Here is a 22,565-nt window from a genome sequence, read left to right on the forward strand (position 1 = left end):
TAAAATTTAAAGATTGAAGGGGATCGTGTTACAATATCAATTAATTAAGTGATAAATTAATAATTATTCTAAAATATGAAGCAAGACATCTGGTTTAGTTAACAAGTTGTTATTAAAGAAGATTACTTTTTTATTCTTTGAGATAAAAGAGGCGACGAGTTTGGTAGCAAAAGTTAAATATGTAGGGCTCTTTCTATGCAGCATGGTTTTGTTAGTGTGCTTATGTTCTAGAGTTGTCAAAGCCGATGGGTTAATTGATTATTCCCAAAATAATGATACCAACGTTGGCCTAAACGTTCAGGGAAGATTTAATGTTCCAATCATCAATCCTTTTACACCAAGTGACAATTCCAACATTGGTGATAATGGAGCGGCTGGTGAGAATAATAATCAAGATGCCGTTGATTATGTCCCCAAAAATTTAACCTTTCAGGCCCTCAGTGACCCACATTTTGCGGATAGTCCGTTAACTTCAAGTGGCTCCAGCACGTCTAAAGATGGAAATCAGAATAACTTTGTGTTTGTCCAAGTTCATGATTTTGGTGATACCGGACCGATGGAGTTAAAGGCTACGCTTGAAGCCGATGGGAATGGAAATGGGTTTGTTAACGGTGATGGAGATGCCCTTTCTGGAGCGTACATTGAACTGAATAATACCCAACTGTTTCAGTATGACATTGGGGATGCTGTGTACAATAATATCTCACAACCAGCGTCACCAGACAACATTGGAACTACCACCATTACGACGGATGCAAATGCTCCGGTAATGTTGTCAAATACTAATAATGGTCCTGCTGATCAGTCAACGACTCCGGTTGGTTCGTTTGGTGTGTATGAATTAGCGTGGACGTTAGGGGACGTCCGACTGGAAGTTCCGTTTAATAGTAGTAGTTTTACTGGCTATGATAAAGTTCCCAGTCAAGATAATGAATACAACGGCACCATCGATTGGAACTATGCTCCTCAGGTTCACTAAAAAGTTAGGACACTAATTATGAAAAAGTTCGTGAAAGTACTATTGATCACGTTGATTGCTTTATTTATGGTGGAAGTTTCGGCTACTTTAACGGCTTCTGCTGCTGATATGAGCAGTACAACCCCAATTCAGGTCAAGATTGATGACAGTTATCATGTGTCACATGATAACTCGTACTATCAGATTGTAACTAACCAAGCACGTGATTATCCCATCGCCGTCTCGTTAACTAATTTAAGTAAAACCGATGCTTGTCAGGTTAGTACCCGCGTTGATTCTGCGTCGACATCATCTAAGCTGGCGTTATTTTTTAATAATAATCAAAGTCAATTTCATGGATTGCCCGTTAACATGCGCCAGGTGGTCTCATTTAATGAGTTAAGTGATCGTAATTTTCAGTTAGCACCCGGGCAAACTCGAATCGTGAAAATGTCGCTCAACTTAAACAATGATAAGTTCCGCAACTTTAATGGCGAGATCCTTGGGGCAGTAACTTTTACACAAGCTGCGCCGGTAGTTAAGGGTGAGATTAATAATCAATTTTCTTACACCATCCCGATTCAGGTTAGGAAGGGGAAACCGCAGAGTAGTGAGATTGAGGCAACCAAGAACGATCTTAAGAAAGATGCCGTCAAGCATGCAATGTTTACTTTTGGACTAGTAAATAAAAGACCGGCCATGTTAGATAACGTGAAGGCTAATGCAACGTTGAAGAACGTGACGTTGAACCGAATTATGACAAGTACCGAGATTAGTAAGGGTCAGATAGCCCCCAACAGTCAATTTGCGATCAAGCAACCACTAAATAAGCAATTATTGCCCGGCAAGTATATTGCCACCGTTAATCTCAAGGGGAAGAATTCAGTTAATGAGTCGGCTAATCACGTTAAATTACAAAGGGAATTTATCGTTAGTCCGGTTGATTACATCAGGACGTTTTCTTATCGAACGCTCTTTATCATAATCGGAATTATAGTTGCGTTAAGCCTGATTGTCGTAATTTTGGCATCTCTGGTAATAATTAATCATCGAAAGCACAAGCTGTGAGTCTTAAATCGGGGAGGAATGAACGTTGAAAAAGAACAGATGGATCCAACGAGTAGCTCTCGGTGGGCTGACCGGGTTATTTATAGTGGCTAGTACGATCCTATGCTTGTATACAGCGAGTTTAAATCGTTCTGTTTCGGCAAAATCCGAAAGTGATCCTCAAGAAGCAACTAAAAAAGCTAGTTCATCAACTAGTCAAGCTACCTCTGTTAGTCAAAGCAGTTCATTTAAAAAGACAAGTTCAAATAGTGATAAGCCGAATCAGGCGTCATCTAAAAACGACCAGAAGACAAAAACCTCAAGTAACGATGATCCGAACCAAAAGGGTGTTAAGTACACGAAATTGATGCAAGAAAGTCAGAATGATGAGAGTGATTTTAAGGCAGGTAAGTATGTGCCCGCCACTAAGTTGTCAGCTGCGCAAATAAAAACGGCTGATTTATCGACTGTCTCGGTTGGCGACTGGAGTAGCTTTGTTGCGGCCATCCAGAATTCAAACGTCGATCATATTTTAATTGCAAATGATTTTGCCGCTCCTGATACGGGGATGCGGCAGGTTCAGGCTGCTTCTCGTCCAAGTGGCAATCTGGTGGTCGACGGACAAGTTACATCTTCTAATAGTAATCCAGATGATCAACACGTTAATGGTCCAACGGTTGATTTAGGCGGGAATAGCTTTGATTGGCATGGAAATAATGGTAGCAATTCGAACGGAACTTCCCAGTTCCCAGACATTCAGGTTAACAACTTGAACGTGTATGGTGGTAATTATTATGGGATGTTTTGTGATAGCAACGGTGGAATTCATGGTGATGTGCAAACTTACAACAATTATTCGTATACCGGTTCCCAACCGTTTGTCGACTATGGTGGATTAGACGTTTTAAAGGGCCAGATTCGGCTGAATCAGGTTAATCAGTATTCAGCGATGGGGCGAACTAATACTAATATTCCCTTTGGTGGTCAACAACTAATGGAAGCATGTGCATTATGGATTGCCGATAGTAATGATAGTTCCAATCCAACTAACGTTAAAACCACCAGTAATAACAATGCTTCGCTTCCTAATTTTGAAATTGGTGACTGGGGAGACGAACGATGGGATCAGCGGATTCAAAATGTTCCCACTAATCCTAATACTGGCCAACCGTTTAGTCTGGGACAAATTGCGATTGGTAACAATGTCAATGTCGATATGGATGCGACCGCTAAAAACTCGTTTGGTGGTGGTAATAGTGGTAACTCAGGGCAAACTTCTGGATTTGATCTGGGACGTGGTAATAATCAAAATGACTTTAGTATTGGTAATTATTCCAAGGTTAATATTGATATGACGCCTGGTCATACGGCCATCACTTCCTATAATCGGTCCAATAGTAGTGCTCAGTCTGGCATTAACATTGGGAGTTCAACTTTAACGGTCAATAGTAATCATGGTTACGGGAGTCCAGCAACTAATCGTCCGGGCATATTTGCTAACGGAGACATTACCTTTGCTCCCAATCAAGTTGCCGTACTTGACCCAAGTTCTGATCAACAGCCAACCCTAAACATTGATAAGAATGTTCAAAATAATGACTCAAGAATGGCAATTCAGTCACTAACTGGGAACGTTGATTTACGTAAACTGGGGTATGGCGATTTGCGGATGAGTAACTATAGTCATCCGGTTAACGAACCAATTATTTCAGTTAATCGTGGTCGCACATCCGGGAGTGGACAGATTGAATTTGGTGCTAATCAACCATTTTCGGCCTGGAACTTAACTAATTCTGACAATGACGGTTCGCCACAGTGGAGTTGGGAACAATCACCAGCTAGTGGGTGGTCGTATCCAAATGATACCTTTCAACCCACATCGTTTGACCCGTATCAATATTCGCGATTGAAAGTGGGAACGTCCCAGTACCAAGGTAACCTTCAATTTGACCATTCGTTAAATGATGCGAGGGATTCAAAGTACTCGTACCAGATTGACGGGACCGTCACGGATGACAACGGGGCTCCCTATGCAAATGCGTATGTTAGTTTGACGGGGGATCCGAACATCCAACCCAATGTTGGTAACAACGATAGTATCCCGAATGATGGTTACGCCTTTGGATATCCAATGTTTCAACCTAAAGCGCCTGATAATATCTCCAAAAGGGAGTACGTTGCAAAGACTGATTCTAACGGACACTTTAGGTATACCTTGCCGAAAAAGAACGGACAACAGACCTATCTGACTGCCAACGAGACCATTACGGCTTTTGCCGCTGGATACAACGATTCCAGCTGGTTTTACACGAAGGAGACTCCAGAACCGGTCGACGGTGTTAGTAAACCTGGGGTCATTAATCCATATCAACCGCAAACACAGGATGACAATGGTTTTCCTCAAAATGTCGATCCAGGTGATCAAGTTTCAGGAGCTAATAACCCCGCTGACAGTAATGATCCGGCAATGTTAAGGCTCGACGCAGTTCCTAAAAGTATGCAGTTTAACATGAACGGTGGGAATGCCTCGCCAACTAATGGTCATTTGGCGGTTCCAATTTCTGAGCAGGGAACCTCGTTAGCTTACAATCCAAATAGTTCTGATCCGGGAATTTTTACCCAGTTTACTAATTCTGCTGGGAACGAAATAAACGATGACGGTTGGAACTTATCGGTTACGGCTAGTGCAAATGATAATCAAGGGAACCTGCTAAATGATGCATCACTAATTCTGGGTGGATCCTCACTTGGTGATGGTTTTCTCCAAGAATTAAGCACCCCAAGTGGCACGGGACTTGCGCAGTGGAATAAAACGGGAAACAATCTTTCTAACATCATTAATTTTAATGGACAGGAAACCCCGATTGTCTCAAGTAATGATGTGAGTTTGGATAATTCAACCTATCAGACATTTTGGAATTTGGATAACATTAGATTGAATTTAGATGAAGATGTTTTAAAGGATAACAAAGCGGGTCTCGGTGGCAATCCACAGAATTCTAGTGGAACGTTGACTTGGAACCTGTCGCATGGTCCTTCTGAAGGCGATTAATGATTAAGACGATGATAATTTAAGGATTGTTGTCGTCTTTTGTGCGTAATGAATGATTAAACTTGGAAATTGGAGTGGCGTTATAATGAAAGTAGTTCAAAGGTTAATGGTTACGATGGTTGCGCTCGGTGCTTTTGTTCTTTTCTTCTTAGTTGGAAGTATTTCCACTCAGGCCGATACACAAAATCAGGTCCCACTGGAAGTTCTTCCTCAGATCAAAGATGTGAAAGGCCAACAAAAGGGAGCTGATTATTTCGATATTAAGGCAACTCCTGGGATGAAACAGCAGCTAAAAGTTCAGTTGATTAACCGAAGCACTAACATGCCATTAAAGGTTAAATTGGGAATTAATCCCGCTACTACGTCTGGAGCTCCCACGATTAGTTACGCTAATAAGGAGAGGGCCACTAGTAATAACCGTCAGTTTCCAATTGAGCAGTTGGTAAGTTTTGCAAAAGCTTCTGATCAGTCAGTTTCGCTTCAACCGCAACAAAAACAAACCGTTGTTTTAAATCTAAATGTCCCAAACGACAGGCAATTTCAAGATTTCAGGGGAACCATTCTTGGTGGCCTTTACGTTGTCGAGGATAATGGCAATCAGTCGTCATCACCAGTCAATTCACTGTATTCATATTCGGTTGGAATTCAGTTAAAGCATGGCAAACAACCTGCTAATATCAAAATGAATGGGATTAAGATGCTGAATGCTGATAATCCTAATTTGATGGAAGTCAAGTTATCAAATGACGGGGCAGCGGTGCTTGGAAAAACTAAGATTAAGACTGATGTTACATCGATTAACAGTATGAATGTTTTATACTCACATACAACTTCAGATGCCGTAATCGCGCCTAATAGTTCGTTTAATTACCTGATTCCTAGGTCTACTAACCAATTACCGAACGGACGCTACTTGCTTCACTTAAAAATGATTTCTAATGATCCTCAATTTAAGGGAACTAAGGTCTGGAAATTTACTCGTGGTTTCACTGTCAACAACCCAATTTCAGCGACCCATTCAATAAATAAAGCGGTTTCAAAGAGCATCTTCTGGGTGGTTATGTTAGTATTGTTGTTGGGTATCATTGGTGCCTGTTTTTACTTCTTTTTTGCCGGAAGAAAACAAGATGAGCTTTAAATCTAATAAGACTATGTTTCATACACGATTGTGTATTAGTATTTGGAAACCGGTGCCTGCGCGTTCCGGAGTTTTTGTGCGGGATTTTTGTGTCACTGGGATTCCTAATTTATGAACAAAGGAAGAGTGATTTTTTGGAAAAAGCAGCAAAGAAAAACATTTTTTTATTTGCGATTGGAATTGCCATTGTTGTGGCAGGTTTTCTTTTTATTGAATTTGGGATTAACGTTGATGGTGTAAAACGTGGTGAGCACACCCCCATTTTATTTGTATCAGACCTAAATAAAACTTCCAAGGCTGCTAATCACCTGACGGTTACTTCTAGTCGTGAGGGCGGTGAGTATGCCATGAAGATTAACGTTTATCCTGACGGTAAGATTTATTACCATCCTAATGGAAACGTGCACGCTAAATATCCGATTATTAAGGTCAACTTTACTGACAATACTGCTTCAACGGTAATTCAGGCGAAGTGGCTGAATGAGATTCTCGTTCATTTAAATCATAAATACCATTATCAACAATATAATGCCTTGGGATTCGGCTCTGGGAGTCTAACGATTTATCAGAACGCCGTGGCGTATGGTCAAGAATCAAATCATATGCGACTGACCAAGTTCATATCAATTGGTGGACCATACAGGGGCATCATGCCGGTAACTGATGTTGTGAATCATCGTTACCCGAAAGTTAGTGAGTTAAAGGATGCCTCTAAGAGTTTTCCAAAGGGCGTGAGTGTCCTCAATGTTTATGGTCAGTTGAGCAAGACAAATAAATCTGACGGACGAGTCACCACTTCGTCTGCTCGTGAATTAAGAAAGCTTGTCCCGGGTTCGGACTACCAGGAAATTAAAGTAAGTGGAAGATCCGGGCAACACAGTAAGTTATTGAATAATCAGATGGCTTCAAGAATTATTGAAAGATTCCTGTTCGCTGAATAACCAAACAAAAAAGCGAGAGCACAAATTAATGTGCTCTCGCTTTTATTTTAATTAAAGTTGGTTAACGACACCCTTTTCAACGGCACGGCTTAATGCTTGGAGTTCGTTAATCTTTGATTCAATGAGGTATTGGCCCTTAACCTCACTCTTATCTTTAGCGTCTTGTAATTGTTGATCTAAGAATTGAATTTGTTTGTCGATATAATCAGTAAGTTTCATATTATACACTCCCATCTGTTCTATTTTTCACTTACATCCTACCAGATTTGAACACGTTTATCAGGTTTTAAGTACATCTGATCCTCAGAAGTTACGTCAAAAGTCGTGTAAAAGTCATCAAGATTCTTGACCTGAACGGATGCCCGAAGTGGGGCGGGCGCATGCACGTCAATTGATAGTAATAGATTCTGGTATTCTGGAGTAGCTTTCATTCTCCAAATCCGACCCCAGTTAGTAAAGAACTGGTATAAGTCAGTGTCATCACCATTTTTAGCGGCTTCTTCAGCACAGCTAAGACCACCCGCGTCAGCGATATTCTCTGAAACGGTCAATTTACCGTTAACTTTACCACCCGCAAATGGAATGCCGTTGAATTCGTCAATCATTTTCTGGGCTAACTTGGAGAAGTGTTCGTGATCGGACTTAGTCCACCAATTATTCAGGTTGCCATACTGGTCGAATAAAGAGCCATTATTATCAAAGGCGTGTGAAATTTCGTGAGCCATGACCGCTCCGATGCCACCATAATTAGCGCTTTCTGGTTGATCTAAACTGTAAAACGGTGCTTGTAGGATGGCAGCCGGGAAGACAATGATGTTTTTAAAGGGATGGTAGTAGGCGTTCACGGTATTGGCGCTCATTTCCCAACGTTCTCGTTCCACTGGCTTGTTCCACTTGGAGAATTCATCCTGGTTAGCAATCTTTTCAAAGTTAAGCAGGTTACTTAGAACCGTGCCACCATCTTTTTCCTCAGTAACGTGAAATCTCTTGTAAAGCGGATCGAGTTCGTCAGGGTATCCAACTTGAACCCCCAGGGTGGAAAGTTTTTTGGTTGCCATCTTTTTAGTGTCATCGCTTAACCATTGGTTGTTTGAAAGTCGGTTTTTGTAAACGTCGATCATACTATTGACCATCTGGTGAACGTCAGCTTTGGCTTTTTCACCAAAGTATTTTTTCCCATAATAATCACCAACCACTTGATCAAAAGTTCCTGATGCAAGGTAGTAGGCAGCCTTCTTTTTATTAGTGGCTTCCTTCTTACCTGAGAGCGCTCTACTGTAAGTTCCACCAATTACCCGGAATTCGTCAGAAAGAGCACCACTGTATCCATTAAGCGTCTTTACAAGCATCCAGTCCTTCATAAGTTGGAAGTGAGATGAAGTTAAGAGTTCAGAAAGATTACTAAAGAATTGAGGTTCGGTGACGATGATCTTTTCAGGAAGGGTACCAACTAATTGGTTAATGGCTTCCTTTAGGTTCAGAGCATTGGTTGACCGAGCTAATTCGTCGGGACTTTCTGGGTTATACATTTTACTGTAGTCAGCAGCTTCTTCAGCTGATTTGACGTTTGGGGCAATTAAACGATCAAATTCAACCGCATTTTCAACGATCTTTTGACTCTCGTCTTCACTATATCCTGCCACTTCAAACAACTTGGTGGTCATTTGAATGAAAATTGGCATTAACGTTTTAGCAGCTTCATTGTCTTTTTCATAGTAAGTTTTGTCAGGCATGAAAAGAGCAGGCCCACTTGCAAAGAGAGCGTTCACTTTTGCGTTCTTCATGTCAGGATCAAGTCCTAATGAAAATGGGGTTGGGAGTCCAGAAAGGATCCAATCAGGAAGTTGATCGTTTAGATCATCGTAGTTTTCTAGATTACTGATTCGATCAAGGACTGGTTTTAAGGGTTTAACACCATCTTCATCACGCTTTTTGAAGTTATTGGTCATGTTATAGAACTTTTTGTATTCCTCGAGTTCAGGGGTTTTAGCAGGTAACTTGCCACTTGATAGGTCGGCTGAATCCTTCATCAGGGTCTTGTCGATATCGTCAACTAGGTCCATGAAACCACCGGTTGAAGAGTGGTCAGACGGAATGGTTGCTTGTTTAATCCATGAGCCGTTAATGGCGTCATAGAAGTCGGTTTTTAGTTCAGACTTATCAATTGGAAATTCTTTGTTAGTCATAGTCATTGTCCTTTCGAATCTTTTCTCATAATTAAATGGTATCAAAAAAGTCTCATGAATGTTGTTCATGAGACTCATTTTTTACGATTATTTACTTTTTCAAGTCTTCAATTGAGTTAACGTTCTTCATGTACTTCGGAACGGCTAAGCCAACTTTAGCCTTGTCAATACTGGTACCAACGATTTCGACGTTGTTTTTGTACTTCTTGTACATCGGTGCCATCGTTGTTGGCAACCAACCAGCAGTCGAAGCATCGGCCGATCCAGTTGAAAGGGCCGTCCACATTGGTTGAGCTTCCATTGCTGAAAGGGTTGGTTTGTAACCCTTCATTCGTAGCAGTTGTGCAACCACGTTGGATGATGACAATTCTGAATCCCAGGAAACAAGGACCAGTTTAACGGGTTGACCGTGTCCCTCAGGAACACCGTTAAGCCATTGTTTAACTAGTTCAGGGTGTTTATTGATGAATTCTTTTGAGGCTTTTTCAGCGTTTTCACCCTTATCAATCTTAAACATGACTTCACTCATTAATTCGTCGTTCCAGTGGAATTGTCTGAGAAGTTTTGTTGCGCCAGGATTTTTCTTTTCAAATCCCTTGTGGATGATAGTTTGAATGTGTTCACCTTTACCATAGGCATTCTTTGGATCTTTTAAGAACTTGATAGGATACTTTTGGAACATCCAGTGCGGGGTCCAACCAGTAATTACGATTGGTTGTTTGTATTTGAGCGCTTTATCAAGAGATGAAAGCATGGCAGCAGTAGAACTAGCCTGAAGTTGCCATTTTTCTTTCTTAAGTCCATAGGTGTTTAACGCCTTGGTGGTTGATGACATGATTCCGGCTCCGGAATCAATTCCAGTTATTGTGTAGTTAACTTGTGGTCCAACTTTAGCGTTGGGATTGTACTTTGGTGGATTTACACTACATGCGGTTAGAGTTACCGCTAAAAGTAACGCGGAAGTGATTCCTAGAATCCATTTTGTAAATTTCTTATTCATTATTCGTTTGATCTTGCATCAGTTTTATTGGCACCACCAAGGCCTTTACTGATCTTATCAAGAACAATGGCAAGAATAACGATTGCGATACCAGCTGCGAAACCAGTACCAACGTCATTTCTACCAACGGCGAAGTAAACGGCTTCTCCAAGTCCCATTGTTCCAATCATTGAAGCAATAACAACCATCGAAAGGGCAAGCATAATTCCTTGATTAATCCCCGACATAACGGTTGGTTTTGCTAATGGGAACTGAACTTTGAAGAGTTTTTGCCATGCGGTACAACCAAATGATTCCGATACTTCAAGGTATTCACTTGGGACTTGTCTAATTCCAAGGTTGGTCATGTTGACGATTGGTGGAATTGAGAAGATTACGGAAGCAAATACACCAGGAACTTGACCGATTCCGAATAAAGCAACGGCAGGGATCAAGTAAACAAAGGCTGGCATGGTTTGAAGAAATGACATGATTGGACTCACAATGGTTTCCACAATCTTACTTTTAGCCATCCAGGTTCCAAGTGGAACTCCAATGATGACAATTAAAAGACAGGTTGTCAGAACCAAGTCCAAAGTTTGAGTCATGTCACGCCAGTATCCTTGGTTCCAGATTAAAAGGAAGCCAAGAAGTTCAAAGAGCATGAAGCCCCAGTGTTTTGTTTTTCTGAATAAGAACCATGTTCCAAGTAGGATAATGGCAATAAACAACCAAATTGGGATAATGTCAAAAACCCATTGGATTCCGTTCATAACGGTATTTAAGAAAAGCGTAATTGCATTAAAGAAACCAGCAAATCCAGTTAACCAAGCAAAAAAGTCATTGACCCACTTGGCAATGGGAATTGCACCAATGCTAGCAATAGATAACAAACTATTCATTAGTTATCTCCTCCTTTCTTCGTAGCCATGGCATCAAGAACGGCACTTCTTAAAATGATACCCTTCAGATGCTTTTCGTCATCAACCACCGCGTATGGGATTGGTGATTTAGAAATGGCGTTGAACAAGTCACCGATTGGTGTACTTGGAGCAGTAGTTGGAACATTTGTTTTTAATGCGATGTGAAGATCTTTTTCGTGTTTATCAATCATTTCGTTGACGTCATCAGCATCGACAATTCCAACGAAGTGGTCTTGTGAATCAACAACAAAGATACTTGAGATTTGGTCTTCCTTCATCCGACGAAGGGCTAACTTAGGACCGTCTTTTTCGATGTTAACGGTATTAGGTTTAACCATGACGTTGTAAGCAGTAAGGATCTTAGAACGGTCAACGTTTTCGATGAATTTCTTAACGTAATCGTTTTTAGGGTGATCAAGTAAATCTTCTGGTGTATCAACCTGAATGACGTCACCATCGTGCATCATCATGATTCGATCCCCAACTCGTAGTGCTTCGTTTAGGTCATGACTAATAAAAATAATGGTCTTATGCAACTTTCGTTGTAGTTCCAATAATTCATTCTGCATTTCACGCCGATTCAATGGATCAAGGGCTGAGAAAGCTTCGTCCATCAAAAGAATATCTGGATCATTAGTGATGGCACGTGCTAGGCCAACTCGTTGTTGCATCCCACCAGATAGTTCAGTTGGATAACTGTCGTCGTAGCCGTGAAGTCCCACCATCTCAAGTGATTCATGGGCTTTTTTGTCACGGTCTTCTTTTTTAACGTCTTGAACTTCTAGTCCAAAAGCAGCATTTTCAAGGATTGTACGGTTAGGAAGTAAGCCAAAACCTTGAAATACCATACTCATTTTCTTACGACGGAGGTCAAGTAGTTGTTTCTTATCAAACTTCATGATGTCTTCTCCGTCTAAGTAGATGGATCCAGAAGTAGGGTCAATCAAGCGATTAAACATTCTTAACATGGTTGACTTACCTGAACCAGATAGTCCCATGATAACGAAAATCTCGTTGTTTTTAATTGAGAAGTTAGCATTATCAACTCCAACGGTACTACCAGTTTCTTCAAGAATTTGAGCCTTATCTTCTCCTTTAGATAAAAGTTCTTGTGCTTTTTTAATATGAGGACCAAAGATTTTAGTGATGTGATCAACTTTGATTTTTTCATTATTATTTTGAGCCACAGAACTCCTCCTTTCGATTAACACTGACAATTAAAGTAAAAATATCTACATTAACCAACTTAACAAGTAGAACCGTATATGTCAACTTTTCTACCATTTATAAAGCGCGGCACACCGGTTTTTATCGGTTCTATGTCCTTACTCTGATGTAGGTTCTCGTAATGTAATTTTATTTTAAAATTAATGTTAAAAGGTGAGAAATATGTTAGAAGAATTGTCCGATCCCATAGTGAATGATCATGGTAATGATTCCCACAATGACGTTTCTAATTACCGCAATCTTCACCAGACCGTTGCCGAGCTCAGCACTTAAGAATCCGGTGATGGCTACAGCAATAATGACAGCGATGATGGTTCCAGGCCACTGAAGTCCGACCGGAAGTAACGTCATGGCAAGTAGTGGAAGGGTCCCACCAAGTGCGGCAGAACACAGCGATGAGAAAGCGGCACTCCAAGGACTCAGATATTTTCCTAACTGAAGGTCATATTTGACATTTACCACCGTTTCAAGTGGTTTTTTGGATAACAAATCCTTGGCAATTTCAGTTGCCGTTTCTTTACTAACTCCACGACTCATGTAAAATTGAACGACACTTGCCATTTCGCCATCGAAATTGGTTTTTAAAAGCTTACTTTCGGTTTTAACGGCCGCTTCCTCGGTGTCACGTTGGGAACTTACCGAAGCATATTCGCCTCCGGCCATTGAAAAGGCACAAGCAAGTAAATCTGATAGTCCGGCGATAAAAATGGTGAGGGGATTCGTAGTAGCTACGGCAACCGAGAAAAGGACCCCAACGACGGTGAGAATTCCATCGTTTGATCCGAGAACGCCAGCACGGAGGTTGTTTAGTTTCTCATCCATGGTGTTGTCGTTATTATCTTTTGGATGTTTCCTTAGGTGTTTCTTTAATTGAAGACGCATCTTCTTACCTCCTAAAATAATAATCCGACTAAACGACCAACGAGATAGGCAACTGTCATGGTTACTAACCCTGAAATGACGTTTCGTATTAGTGATTTAGTCCGATTAGCATTTCCTAGAATAGCAGCAACATATCCGGTGATTGAAAGAGCCAAGACGATGGCAATGTAGGTCCCAAGCACACGGTATTGCGCTGGTGCAACGAAGATGGTGACCAGGGGAAGAATTGATCCAGTTGGAAACGAGATCATTGATGCGATGGCAGCGGCGTAAGGATTGGTGAAATCATTTCGATCAAATGAATATTTTTCACGAACCACGGTAGTGAGAGGATCCTTTTGCATCATTTCGGAGGTGGCTTTTTCGGCTAGGGCGTTTGCCATCCCGGTTTTAAGGTACTTATTTTTAACGAAGTTAAACTCGTCATCGTAATGATTTTTAAGGCCCTGTTTGACGAGATCAATTGCCTGACGTTGTGAATCCTTCTGGGTATTAACCGAGACGTATTCTCCCATCGTCATGGATACCGTTCCAGCAAGCATTCCCGCTAAACCTGAGATTAGAATTGCCCAATTACTGGTCGATGCCCCAGCGACCCCCAGGACAATTCCAGCAACCGATAGGATCCCATCATTGGCACCCATAACACTTGCCCGCAAAACATTGATTTTCTGGGCAAGTGATGTTTTCATTTTTGACATAACTGACTCCTCCAGTTTATAATGATTATAATCTAGCTCAGTTACTATTTTACCTCAATGTCTTGTGATAGTAAATACGAATTGAAAAATTGGGTATTAAAAAAGCACAATGACATCATTGTGCTTTTTTGAAATAAAATTATTTTTTTGAGGACGCACTTGGTATTTCAACCATTTTACTGTTAGTACTTTTTCCTTGATCGTTTTGTGCCGCTTGTTTTTCCTGGCATTCTTTACAAATCCCATGGACCTCAACGTTTGAAACAGAGGGGTCAAAGCCAACTTTTCTAGTGGCGTCTTGAAGCTCTTCATCAATTTGCTTGAATTTCGGATCATTGATATCAATGATCTTACCGCAAGTATCACAGATGGCGTGGAAATGAGGATGACTGTAAAAATCATAACGATATCCACCATCTGGATTTGGTAATTCAATCACAATTCGTAACTTTTTAAATAAACGTAAATTATTGTAAACAGTTGCCATGCTAAGGTTAGGGAAGGTTTCTTCCAAGAAATGGAAGATGGTCTCAACCGAAGGATGATTATTGTGATCGATAAGGTACTTTAAAATAATTTGTCGTTGTGGGGTAATTCGGACATTATTACTTTTAAGAATGTCCATGGCTTTCCCATACGCTTCTTTCTTCTCTTTTTCATTCATAAATATGCACTCCCATACATTATAATGTTACTCTTTTATTTCAATAATCATTCTAGTAGCTTATGGAACACAATTCAACTGAAATCACTGAAATAATTGAAATCTAGCGGATTTCGGGGATTGAGCCACTTGAGAGAACCCTAATCCTTTTATTATACCTATAAGATTATGCTTATTATTATTTAATAAAATGGAGATGCTTCGTTGTTTTAATTCTGCAAAAGTAAACTTAATCATATGACTTAATAATTCGGAAATTAGATCCGGAGCAATTCCAACCTCAAAGATAAAATTAAATTGTGGTTGGTTATTGTCTAAATTACTGATGGCAAAGATTCCGAGTAGAGTGTGAGTTTTTTTGTCCAACACGCCCCAAATCAGAGCCTGAGATTTCATGATTTTACGCATGTCAAGATTAACTAGATCGGCTGTTCTAGTGGGGTTATACTCACCATCCAGGCGAACATTGGCGATTGTACGACCGTTTAACAGTGTGGTTATTTCGCCAAGATTCATGGTAGTTAGCCAATCCATTTCAAGGTGAGCGGTAAAAATTGGGTGGTAACTTTCAAGTTTCGTCATGGTTTTTCTCCTTCGTATTATTCCAAAATTGTTTGATGTCATGCTCTAGTTCATGAGGGTTGTGAGCAATCTGATAATTTTTCCATTGTTGTGGATAAAGGCTAGTGTACCTTTTCTGGGTAAATCTTTGGTCCATTAATACAACGATTCCATGATCATGCTTACCACGGATTAAGCGTCCAGCAGCCTGAAAAACGTTGTTTAAGCCCGGAAGCTGGTAGGCGTATTCAAATCCGTGGCCGTTTTCGGCATCAAAGTAGTCCCGAATCAGGTTGGTTTCTGGATTCAGTCCTGGAAGTCCGACCCCAACAATTCCAACTCCAATTAATTTATCACCGACCAGATCAATTCCCTCCGAAAAGATGCCACCAAGAAGGGCAAATCCGACAACCGGATGGTCCTTTGGTTGATTGAATTGATTGATAAAATTAGAACGCGCTGCTTCATTCATTCCGGCTTCTTGTTTAACTGTTTTAACCGTGGGGTGTTGTCTGCTAAATTCATCGTAGATTTTTTCTAGGTACACACCTGATGGGGCAAAAATCAGGTAGTTGCCGGTTTTTCCACTGATCATTTTGTAGATGGTATCAACGATTTTAGAAATACTTTGATCGCGTTTTTGAAACGTAGTATTGATGTAAGAAGTGATGATGATATTCTGGTTTGCTTTGGAAAATGGGGAGGGCAGTTGGTACTTTAAACTATTGTCCTCATCACCTAGAACCTTGGCATAGTAGTCCATCGGTGAAAGGGTGGCCGAAAACAACACTGCTCCGCCACCAAGGTTCAGGGTCTCGGCTAGATTGTGACTTGGATCCATACAGAAGAGACGAACGGTCGTGTTTGTGCCACTGATGAGAATTCTCGTTTTGTAATTTGGACCATAGTACTCGTTAATTTTGAGATATCCCGTACACTGAAAGAAAAAATCAAGCACCAGGTCCAGGTCATCACCGTCGTCTTGTTTTGCAATCCATTTCCGGAGGACTTTGACTAGGTTAGTGACCGCTTTTGTAAATTTATCAAGTGGATCATCGAGTGCGACTTCGAATTGATGATCTTCCTTTAGTGGTTTGGCGATTGCATTAAATTGACGTTTGAGTGATCGTAACTTGGTTAAGACCTTTGCGTTTTGTTCCTTGTTCTTTGATAGAAGCTTGATAACTTTTTCTAATGGTTCAGATGATAGTTCGGTTGAGTACATGTCACGGGAACGATCGACTAGGTTATGGGCCTCGTCAATTAGGTAAAAATTCTGATAATCTTGCACTTCAAAGAAGCGTTGAAGGTGGACCTGGGGATCAAATAAGTAATTGTAGTCACCAATGATAACGTCACAAAAAAGGCTGATATCAAGCGAGAATTCAAAGGGATCGAGTGTGTATTTTTTAGCGTACTTTTCCACCACGTCACGCGTGATCTGGTGATTATTTTTTAAAATGTCTTTTAGGGCTGGCTTTAAGCGATCATAGTAGCCAAGCATATAGGGATTATCCTCTGGTGATTTGTCACGTTCATCATCAAACATAATCTTGTCTTTAGCGGTGAGGGTAATGCTTCGAAGTCGTAATCCGTGATTACTCATGAGCTTGACGGCATCTTCAGCAACTTGTCGAGTACTTTGTTTGGCCGTTAAGTAAAACACTTTTGAGATGAGGTCATTTCCCATGGCTTTGACGGTGGGAAAGAGGGTTGAAATGGTTTTACCGGTGCCAGTTGGAGCTTCTGCAAACAGGTGGCGGTTGGAAGCGACGGTCTTGTAAACCGCAGCTGCCAGTTCACGCTGACCCGTTCGATACGCTGGGAAGGGAAACTGAACTTTTTTGGCGGTAGTTCGTTTTTCTTCATTTAACTGGTCTTTAAGTTCGAGCCATTCTCCAAATTCGTGAATTAAGTTATCAAAGAAACGTTTGGAATCTTCGTATGTAATTGAACGTTCCTTTTGCGTAATTTCTTCTTCGGGAGTTTGGACGTACGTCAGCTGCATGGTGACTGATTTAATGGAGGGGTCTTTTGTCATCAGCAAGTAGGCATATGCCTTTACTTGCCCCCAGTAAAGAATCATCTTGTTCTCCGGAATATCATTAAATTCAATGTCGGAGGTTTTGATTTCTTCGATTGTGGCTGATTTATCACTCATGGTGACACCATCGGCACGACCGTGAACCAGAAAATCAGTCTGATTAACTTGGACTTTCTTTTCTAGATAGTATTCTTTTTCATAGTTACTAGGACGTTTCTTTTGAATTTTCCGGTGGATTTTAGTGCCAGCTTGAGCCGTGTTCAGACTACTAAGACTACTATTTAAATCTCCACTTCGAAGTAAAAATTCAACGAGATCTCTGACTCCAACTTTGTTCACTATTTCCACCTCCTTTTTTCAATAAAAAAACAACTTCAAACGAAGTTGTTTTATTCTTCACGCCAACGATTGAACTCGTTTGCATGAGATCCTAAGTAATTCATTGCCTCTTTGGTTAGCCGATCAACCTCAGTTTTTGTTTGATCTGGCATTACGTGATAGAAGTTACAAACATATCCTTCAGCAATGTCTTCGTATTGTTCTCTTCGTCCGTAGCCGGCATCGTTAAATAATTTATCTAATCCTTTGACGTCGTTTTTACCGGCTTCATAGACTTGCTGAGCTAGATTAGTCTTGTTTTCACCTAACATTGTAGCGGCATATTTAATGATAAAATCATTCATATCAATGATGATGTTTTGGCGTTGTTTACGTTCTATTTTCTTCTTCGACATATTTTCACCTCACTATTAGTTTAAAGCATTCGCCCAATAAATGAAAATAGAAAGTGAAAGCTTAAAAAGAACGCAAAATTTATGTTATGATAAGCGCACTAAACTTGGTCGAATCCACACATGTGATAAGATTAAACTGATGTTATTAGAGAAGCGGGTGATTGTTTGGATAATTCAGTTAATCAAGTTGTTAAGGACTTGAAGTATTCGATGAATAACAATTTATTGGTAAATTTGACCCAGCAAAATACAACGGTCTTCTATACTGGTGTGGTCGTTGCTCTTGATGCTGCCGGTGCGATTTTGATCACGTACGATGATTACGGACTTGCTAACGGGCTGGTCTACGTTGTTTATGGAGATATCGATGATATTGACTTTCAAAGTGAGGACCTCACTAAGATGGAGGGTCGTATCCGGATGTCCCGGCAATTAAAACTGAATGGAACTAAGCAGGAAGTAATGAAGCTTAATTCTAAAAATGATCTATTGACCCAGATTTTGGGCAATTCATTTGTCGACCAACAAGCGGTGATGGTGGTAACTCAGGACGGCAATTCCGTTGAGGGGTTCATTAATTCACTGTCGGACTTTGAATTTTCACTTTCCGTTGTTGATAAATTTGACAACGAAAACGTGACCCATAAGACCATCATTAAGCCGTTGGTTCGTTCGGTTGAGTTTCTTGGAACCGAATTAAAGTTATTAACGGATTCTAAGTCAGTTTTATTTGCCAAACACATTACCCCAAAAGTCATCGACGGACAATTAGCCATTGAAGCCAACTTGTACTCGGCCATGGAAACAGGAAGAAGAATTGTGATGATACCGAAGATTCATTCTGATTTGTTTTTCATTGGTCAGGTGAAAGCGGTCAATTCTGATTCTGTCATGTTTTCGTTGGTCGACATGATGGGACGGTTTGGTGGATATGAACTCATTAAGATTGATGAGATTGATAAATTAGTGATTAAAAGTGACTATTTGCGGTTAATCAATCACTTCGTGTCCATCAACTCTGCTAACGGCGTCTTCGTTCAACCCGTGTTAAATAATGATCGAAGTTTTGATTCGACGATTAATTTATTTGAAGCTACGATTCAAATGGCCATCAAATTTCAACGGGTGGTTAGAATAAAAATGAATGACGGCCAATCTTACCTAGGATTTCCCGTAAAGTACGAGCATGGTCAGATAACCGTTCAAATCGTTGATAAGGCAAAGTTATTCGTCGTGAATAACCAACTCATTAATCTCGGAGATATTGACGAGATTGCATTTGGATACCTTGACTCATATCTAATTGAGCAACAAATCGGATAAAAAAACGATGGCTTTTATAAAAGTCATCGTTTTTATTTGTTATGAACAATAAACTGCTTAATTATTTTTACTTCATCCTGAGTAGGCTGAATTTGCATACTCTTGATGGCATGAAATCTCTCCACCGTCATGTGTAGGTCAACGGCCATTTGGTTGTCAGGGATGTCATGTTTTTCTTGGAATTTAATTAGATCGGTTGCTACCTGACTAAATTCTTCTCCAATTTTCATTTTGCTACCTCCTCTACTTCGCTTACTTGAGTCTATTATACATTAATTTATTTATTTGAGACAAAGAATACTAGAGCAGAAGTAGAACTACTTGAAGTAAGATGACGTTAAAAACAAAGACGAGCCAGTCCACCTTGGTGATTTTAATGGTCTGATAAAATGTCCGTGGTTGGCCCTCGACAAAACCGTGTGATTCCATTCCCTGGGCTAAATTCTCCGACCAGCGAATTGCCGATAAAATGGCTTTAAAGTATAGGGTTGGTGACCACCAGTGTAGTTTAACTCCCCGCATTAAACTAGCAGTTTTAATCTTATTAACTTCGGTTTGAATTTCAGGTAGGAGGTTGAAAGCCGCCATGGCACCATAAACAAATTTACTTGGGAGCCGAAGGTTTTGTTCGAGCGAATTAACCAGTTCGTATAATTTAGTGGTCAACGTGAAGGCTGCCCCATAGACGATGTAAACGTAGATTCGGGTAAATAATAGGATGCCAGCGTGGGTACTTTTAGCGTATAAAATCTGAGAGATCAGTAACCCAACTGCCGGAATGAAGGCAATCAGAAGAATCAATACCAAACGCTTGAGGTTTACGTGTTTCACTATGAGATAGGCTAGGCCACAGACGATTAGCACACTGTTACCAACGATACTAGTAGTGAAAGAAACTTCTAGGGCAATGATCAATACCAGAACGAATTTTAGACTAGGATTCATGAACGTCCTCCTTGTAAGTTAATCGATGATTAGCAAGTTCAATAAAGAAATCAGCATTTTCGACGAGGTCAGTCCGCTGATGGGAAGCAAAAATAATGGTTTTCCCGTTTTTGGCCTCGTTCTCAAGGATCCGCGAAATAATGACGGTTGATTTTTGGTCAAGACCGGCGAATGGTTCGTCAAGCATGAGGATGGGCGCATCCCGAATCAACATAATCACGATTTGGAGCTTTTTCTTTTGCCCACCACTTAGTGAATAAACCACCCGTTCCAAGAGATGATCAAGATGTAAGGCCTTTAGAAGGTCGTTAATCCGGTCATCAGTCCATTGTTTGGTGATGGCATTTTTCTTGGCTAGGGTCAGTTCGTCTTTAAGCGTGATGGTTAAAAATTGATCTTCTGAATTTTGAAAGATCAGGTTTTCAGACTTCATGAGAGAGGGAAGGGATGATTTTTTAATGTTATGATTCATGATTTTGACAACCCCGTTGTATGAATGGAGGCGAGCGAGCGCCTTAAAGAAAGTGGACTTTCCACTTCCATTCTTTCCATTTAGATAAGTGACTCCGGGATAGAGGTCAATGTTTTCTGGTTCAATCAGATTTTGATTACCGTTCGTCATGGAAAAATTTAATAAATTAATCACGGGATCGTTGTCTGACATAATCTTGTAGTGGATCTCTTCTTTAGGGTCGTTTGCAAGTTCATCTTTAATCTGATCAGCCGTAACCGCTTGAACGGAGCCGGCTTGGACGTTAAAGAAATGATCTGCCACGTCGAGATAGTCAGAAAGGTTGTGGTCGGAAATAATGATGGTTCGATTACTTTTTTTCTTTAACTGGATTAGACGTTCAATGATGTCTTTTTTGCTATCAACATCAACGTTACTGAATGGCTCGTCCAGTAGAAGGACGGGACGTTTCATCGCAACTGTCACGGCTAAGGCAACTTTCTGCTTTTCGCCACCCGACAAGGTGGTAATGGCACGATTTTTAAGTTCACTAATACCACAAAACTTTAAGGCAGAGTCAATCCGGTTGGGCATTTTAACGGGATCGACGTGAAGGTTGCCGAGAGCAAAAATGAGTTCTTCTTTGACGGTCTTCATCGCAAACTGGTGATTGGGATCCTGAAATAACATGGCTGGCTTTTCATCCATGTTAATCTTTCCGGTTAGTTGGCCCTTGCTATACTTTGGATACAATTGAGCAATTAGTTTTAAGAGGGTGGTTTTCCCACTACCAGTGGGTCCAAACAGGAGATTGATGCTATTTGGTTCGAAACTTAAATTAACTTGATTTAGAATTTTATCCTGTTCGGGATATGAAAATGATAGATTTTTAATTGTTATCATTGATTATTCTCCATAAAAAAAGACGTTTCAAGCGCGAGTGCGAGAACGTCCAGCTGATGTATCTAAGCTTAATCTTATATTCCCTGCGCTGGCATTGTCCAAGTCAGGTTCAACGGGTATGATCTCAGCCACTCGGCACCCCAATGTTTAATTAAACTTAGTATATCAAATATGGCATAAAAATCAATTTTCAATTAGAATAGGGGAGACAGGAAAATAAAGCGGAGGATACTTTCATGAATTCATGGTGGAATCTTATAGGTGTAGTTGCATGGATAATTGTGTTAATCGTGTTGATCTTTATGATTAAAAACATTCGATCACGACGAATTAAGATGATTATCGAGGATAAAAAAACTTTTGAATGGCGTAATTTCTTGATATCAGTTGGTGAAATTGTTGTTTTTGTTTTGCTACTGACTTTGATGGTATATACGACCTTCTTCAGAAATATTACTAAAACCAATAATCGCAACGTGATTACGACGTCTCAAGTCGAACCATTGATTATTCAAAGTGATAAGAATGGTTCTTACTACGTAAAGGTTGAGGGTAATAAGGGACCAATCCAGCAGTATTCGTTCTGGCTAAAGAACATTAAGTATCAACTGCCAAGTACAAATGCGCAGGTGGTCACTACGCGTGGAAACGCTGAAGTCACTGGCCGTAGTTACAAGTTGAAGCATAAAAACATCAAATTAAATGACGAGCATTTTCAAAATGCATGGGCCAAGGTGGTTACCCTAAGATATAAAGGAAACTTTTGGAACGGTTTAGGGATGCATGCTGGTAAGGATGCTAACCAATTCATTTTAATCAGAGTTCCAAACAAGACGTTTGTGCAAAAAGAAAAGTAATGGACTAACCACCGATATTGATTTACCGGTGGTTTTCTTTTAGTGAGAG

21 protein-coding genes and 1 riboswitch are annotated in these 22,565 nt (G+C 40.4%); of the genes, 7 read left to right on the top strand and 14 right to left on the bottom strand.

Annotated features, from left to right (window positions below):
- Nucleotides 1-160 precede the first annotated feature (160 nt).
- From AC6UDD_RS01165 to AC6UDD_RS01185, 5 genes are all read left to right on the top strand, one after another.
- On the top strand, nucleotides 161-979 hold the full coding sequence (locus AC6UDD_RS01165) for a hypothetical protein (RefSeq protein ID WP_500717728.1): 819 nt from the start codon (nucleotides 161-163) through the stop codon (nucleotides 977-979).
- A gap of 18 nt (nucleotides 980-997) precedes the next feature.
- Nucleotides 998-2,026, top strand: coding sequence for a WxL protein host-binding domain-containing protein (locus tag AC6UDD_RS01170; protein WP_500717730.1), 1,029 nt, complete (start codon nucleotides 998-1,000; stop codon nucleotides 2,024-2,026).
- A 25-nt stretch (nucleotides 2,027-2,051) separates the two neighbouring features.
- Nucleotides 2,052-5,057 carry a pectate lyase-like adhesive domain-containing protein gene (locus tag AC6UDD_RS01175; protein WP_500717732.1) on the top strand — a complete coding sequence of 1,002 codons (3,006 nt, stop codon included), beginning with the start codon at nucleotides 2,052-2,054 and terminating at the stop codon, nucleotides 5,055-5,057.
- 85 nt (nucleotides 5,058-5,142) lie between these two features.
- On the top strand, nucleotides 5,143-6,195 hold the full coding sequence (locus AC6UDD_RS01180) for a WxL protein host-binding domain-containing protein (RefSeq protein ID WP_500717734.1): 1,053 nt from the start codon (nucleotides 5,143-5,145) through the stop codon (nucleotides 6,193-6,195).
- Nucleotides 6,196-6,329: 134 nt separating this feature from the next.
- Complete coding sequence (locus AC6UDD_RS01185) at nucleotides 6,330-7,136, top strand: alpha/beta hydrolase (protein ID WP_500717736.1); 807 nt, start codon at nucleotides 6,330-6,332, stop codon at nucleotides 7,134-7,136.
- Between the two features lie 51 nt (nucleotides 7,137-7,187).
- On the opposite strand, the gene AC6UDD_RS01190 is transcribed toward AC6UDD_RS01185, so the two are convergent.
- The 11 genes from AC6UDD_RS01190 to AC6UDD_RS01240 all read right to left on the bottom strand — a co-directional run bounded on the left by AC6UDD_RS01190 (nucleotide 7,188) and on the right by AC6UDD_RS01240 (nucleotide 18,037).
- Complete coding sequence (locus AC6UDD_RS01190; RefSeq protein WP_010022596.1) at nucleotides 7,188-7,355, bottom strand: hypothetical protein; 168 nt, start codon at nucleotides 7,353-7,355, stop codon at nucleotides 7,188-7,190.
- Nucleotides 7,356-7,393: 38 nt separating this feature from the next.
- Nucleotides 7,394-9,322, bottom strand: a complete 1,929-nt coding sequence (locus AC6UDD_RS01195) for a M13 family metallopeptidase (protein WP_500717738.1) — start codon at nucleotides 9,320-9,322, stop codon at nucleotides 7,394-7,396.
- A 91-nt stretch (nucleotides 9,323-9,413) separates the two neighbouring features.
- Nucleotides 9,414-10,322, bottom strand: a complete 909-nt coding sequence (locus AC6UDD_RS01200; RefSeq protein ID WP_500693467.1) for a glycine betaine ABC transporter substrate-binding protein — start codon at nucleotides 10,320-10,322, stop codon at nucleotides 9,414-9,416.
- The gene (locus tag AC6UDD_RS01205; protein ID WP_500717741.1) at nucleotides 10,322-11,203 is read right to left on the bottom strand and encodes an ABC transporter permease; all 882 of its coding nucleotides are present in this window, start codon (nucleotides 11,201-11,203) and stop codon (nucleotides 10,322-10,324) included. The genes AC6UDD_RS01200 and AC6UDD_RS01205 overlap by 1 nt, the downstream gene beginning before the upstream one ends.
- Nucleotides 11,203-12,411 carry a quaternary amine ABC transporter ATP-binding protein gene (locus tag AC6UDD_RS01210; RefSeq protein WP_500717743.1) on the bottom strand — a complete coding sequence of 403 codons (1,209 nt, stop codon included), beginning with the start codon at nucleotides 12,409-12,411 and terminating at the stop codon, nucleotides 11,203-11,205. The genes AC6UDD_RS01205 and AC6UDD_RS01210 overlap by 1 nt, the downstream gene beginning before the upstream one ends.
- A gap of 205 nt (nucleotides 12,412-12,616) precedes the next feature.
- Entirely contained in the window at nucleotides 12,617-13,333 is a 717-nt protein-coding gene (locus AC6UDD_RS01215; protein WP_500717745.1) for a VIT1/CCC1 transporter family protein, read from the bottom strand.
- A gap of 11 nt (nucleotides 13,334-13,344) precedes the next feature.
- Nucleotides 13,345-14,034, bottom strand: a complete 690-nt coding sequence (locus AC6UDD_RS01220) for a VIT1/CCC1 transporter family protein (protein ID WP_500717749.1) — start codon at nucleotides 14,032-14,034, stop codon at nucleotides 13,345-13,347.
- Between the two features lie 139 nt (nucleotides 14,035-14,173).
- Nucleotides 14,174-14,698, bottom strand: a complete 525-nt coding sequence (locus AC6UDD_RS01225; RefSeq protein ID WP_500717752.1) for a Fur family transcriptional regulator — start codon at nucleotides 14,696-14,698, stop codon at nucleotides 14,174-14,176.
- Between the two features lie 84 nt (nucleotides 14,699-14,782).
- On the bottom strand, nucleotides 14,783-15,280 hold the full coding sequence (locus AC6UDD_RS01230) for a hypothetical protein (RefSeq protein ID WP_500717754.1): 498 nt from the start codon (nucleotides 15,278-15,280) through the stop codon (nucleotides 14,783-14,785).
- Complete coding sequence (locus AC6UDD_RS01235) at nucleotides 15,267-17,645, bottom strand: ATP-dependent DNA helicase (protein ID WP_500718099.1); 2,379 nt, start codon at nucleotides 17,643-17,645, stop codon at nucleotides 15,267-15,269. Before AC6UDD_RS01235 ends, AC6UDD_RS01230 begins: the two co-directional genes overlap by 14 nt.
- A gap of 47 nt (nucleotides 17,646-17,692) precedes the next feature.
- A complete protein-coding gene (locus AC6UDD_RS01240; protein WP_500693474.1) occupies nucleotides 17,693-18,037 on the bottom strand; it encodes a hypothetical protein in 345 nt (114 codons plus the stop codon).
- Between the two features lie 165 nt (nucleotides 18,038-18,202).
- Here AC6UDD_RS01240 and AC6UDD_RS01245 point away from each other — a divergent pair, with 165 nt between their 5' ends.
- Nucleotides 18,203-19,360 carry a hypothetical protein gene (locus tag AC6UDD_RS01245; protein ID WP_500717756.1) on the top strand — a complete coding sequence of 386 codons (1,158 nt, stop codon included), beginning with the start codon at nucleotides 18,203-18,205 and terminating at the stop codon, nucleotides 19,358-19,360.
- 32 nt (nucleotides 19,361-19,392) lie between these two features.
- Here the strand turns inward: AC6UDD_RS01245 and AC6UDD_RS01250 are convergent, their stop codons facing one another.
- From AC6UDD_RS01250 to AC6UDD_RS01260, 3 genes are all read right to left on the bottom strand, one after another.
- The gene (locus AC6UDD_RS01250) at nucleotides 19,393-19,590 is read right to left on the bottom strand and encodes an LBP_cg2779 family protein (protein WP_500693476.1); all 198 of its coding nucleotides are present in this window, start codon (nucleotides 19,588-19,590) and stop codon (nucleotides 19,393-19,395) included.
- Nucleotides 19,591-19,660: 70 nt separating this feature from the next.
- On the bottom strand, nucleotides 19,661-20,305 hold the full coding sequence (locus tag AC6UDD_RS01255) for an energy-coupling factor transporter transmembrane component T family protein (RefSeq protein WP_500717759.1): 645 nt from the start codon (nucleotides 20,303-20,305) through the stop codon (nucleotides 19,661-19,663).
- Nucleotides 20,295-21,659, bottom strand: coding sequence for an ATP-binding cassette domain-containing protein (locus AC6UDD_RS01260; RefSeq protein WP_500717761.1), 1,365 nt, complete (start codon nucleotides 21,657-21,659; stop codon nucleotides 20,295-20,297). The genes AC6UDD_RS01255 and AC6UDD_RS01260 overlap by 11 nt, the downstream gene beginning before the upstream one ends.
- Nucleotides 21,660-21,722: 63 nt before the next feature.
- Nucleotides 21,723-21,812: riboswitch (TPP riboswitch) on the bottom strand.
- Nucleotides 21,813-21,895: 83 nt separating this feature from the next.
- On the opposite strand from AC6UDD_RS01260, the gene AC6UDD_RS01265 reads away from it, so the two are divergent.
- Nucleotides 21,896-22,516 carry an LVIS_2131 family protein gene (locus AC6UDD_RS01265; RefSeq protein ID WP_500717764.1) on the top strand — a complete coding sequence of 207 codons (621 nt, stop codon included), beginning with the start codon at nucleotides 21,896-21,898 and terminating at the stop codon, nucleotides 22,514-22,516.
- The last annotated feature ends 49 nt before the right edge of the window (nucleotides 22,517-22,565 follow it).

The sequence above is a fragment of the Fructilactobacillus sp. X2R1C3 genome (assembly GCF_059901425.1).

Coding starts and splice junctions, on each gene's coding strand:
- AC6UDD_RS01260 (WP_500717761.1), bottom strand. CDS start 21,659: ATGATAACAATTAAAAATCTATCATTTTCATATCCCGAACAGGATAAA.
- AC6UDD_RS01195 (WP_500717738.1), bottom strand. CDS start 9,322: ATGACTAACAAAGAATTTCCAATTGATAAGTCTGAACTAAAAACCGAC.
- AC6UDD_RS01215 (WP_500717745.1), bottom strand. CDS start 13,333: ATGCGTCTTCAATTAAAGAAACACCTAAGGAAACATCCAAAAGATAAT.
- AC6UDD_RS01200 (WP_500693467.1), bottom strand. CDS start 10,322: ATGAATAAGAAATTTACAAAATGGATTCTAGGAATCACTTCCGCGTTA.
- AC6UDD_RS01240 (WP_500693474.1), bottom strand. CDS start 18,037: ATGTCGAAGAAGAAAATAGAACGTAAACAACGCCAAAACATCATCATT.
- AC6UDD_RS01170 (WP_500717730.1), top strand. CDS start 998: ATGAAAAAGTTCGTGAAAGTACTATTGATCACGTTGATTGCTTTATTT.
- AC6UDD_RS01225 (WP_500717752.1), bottom strand. CDS start 14,698: ATGAATGAAAAAGAGAAGAAAGAAGCGTATGGGAAAGCCATGGACATT.
- AC6UDD_RS01205 (WP_500717741.1), bottom strand. CDS start 11,203: ATGAATAGTTTGTTATCTATTGCTAGCATTGGTGCAATTCCCATTGCC.
- AC6UDD_RS01180 (WP_500717734.1), top strand. CDS start 5,143: ATGAAAGTAGTTCAAAGGTTAATGGTTACGATGGTTGCGCTCGGTGCT.
- AC6UDD_RS01255 (WP_500717759.1), bottom strand. CDS start 20,305: ATGAATCCTAGTCTAAAATTCGTTCTGGTATTGATCATTGCCCTAGAA.
- AC6UDD_RS01250 (WP_500693476.1), bottom strand. CDS start 19,590: ATGAAAATTGGAGAAGAATTTAGTCAGGTAGCAACCGATCTAATTAAA.
- AC6UDD_RS01190 (WP_010022596.1), bottom strand. CDS start 7,355: ATGAAACTTACTGATTATATCGACAAACAAATTCAATTCTTAGATCAA.
- AC6UDD_RS01230 (WP_500717754.1), bottom strand. CDS start 15,280: ATGACGAAACTTGAAAGTTACCACCCAATTTTTACCGCTCACCTTGAA.
- AC6UDD_RS01265 (WP_500717764.1), top strand. CDS start 21,896: ATGAATTCATGGTGGAATCTTATAGGTGTAGTTGCATGGATAATTGTG.
- AC6UDD_RS01220 (WP_500717749.1), bottom strand. CDS start 14,034: ATGTCAAAAATGAAAACATCACTTGCCCAGAAAATCAATGTTTTGCGG.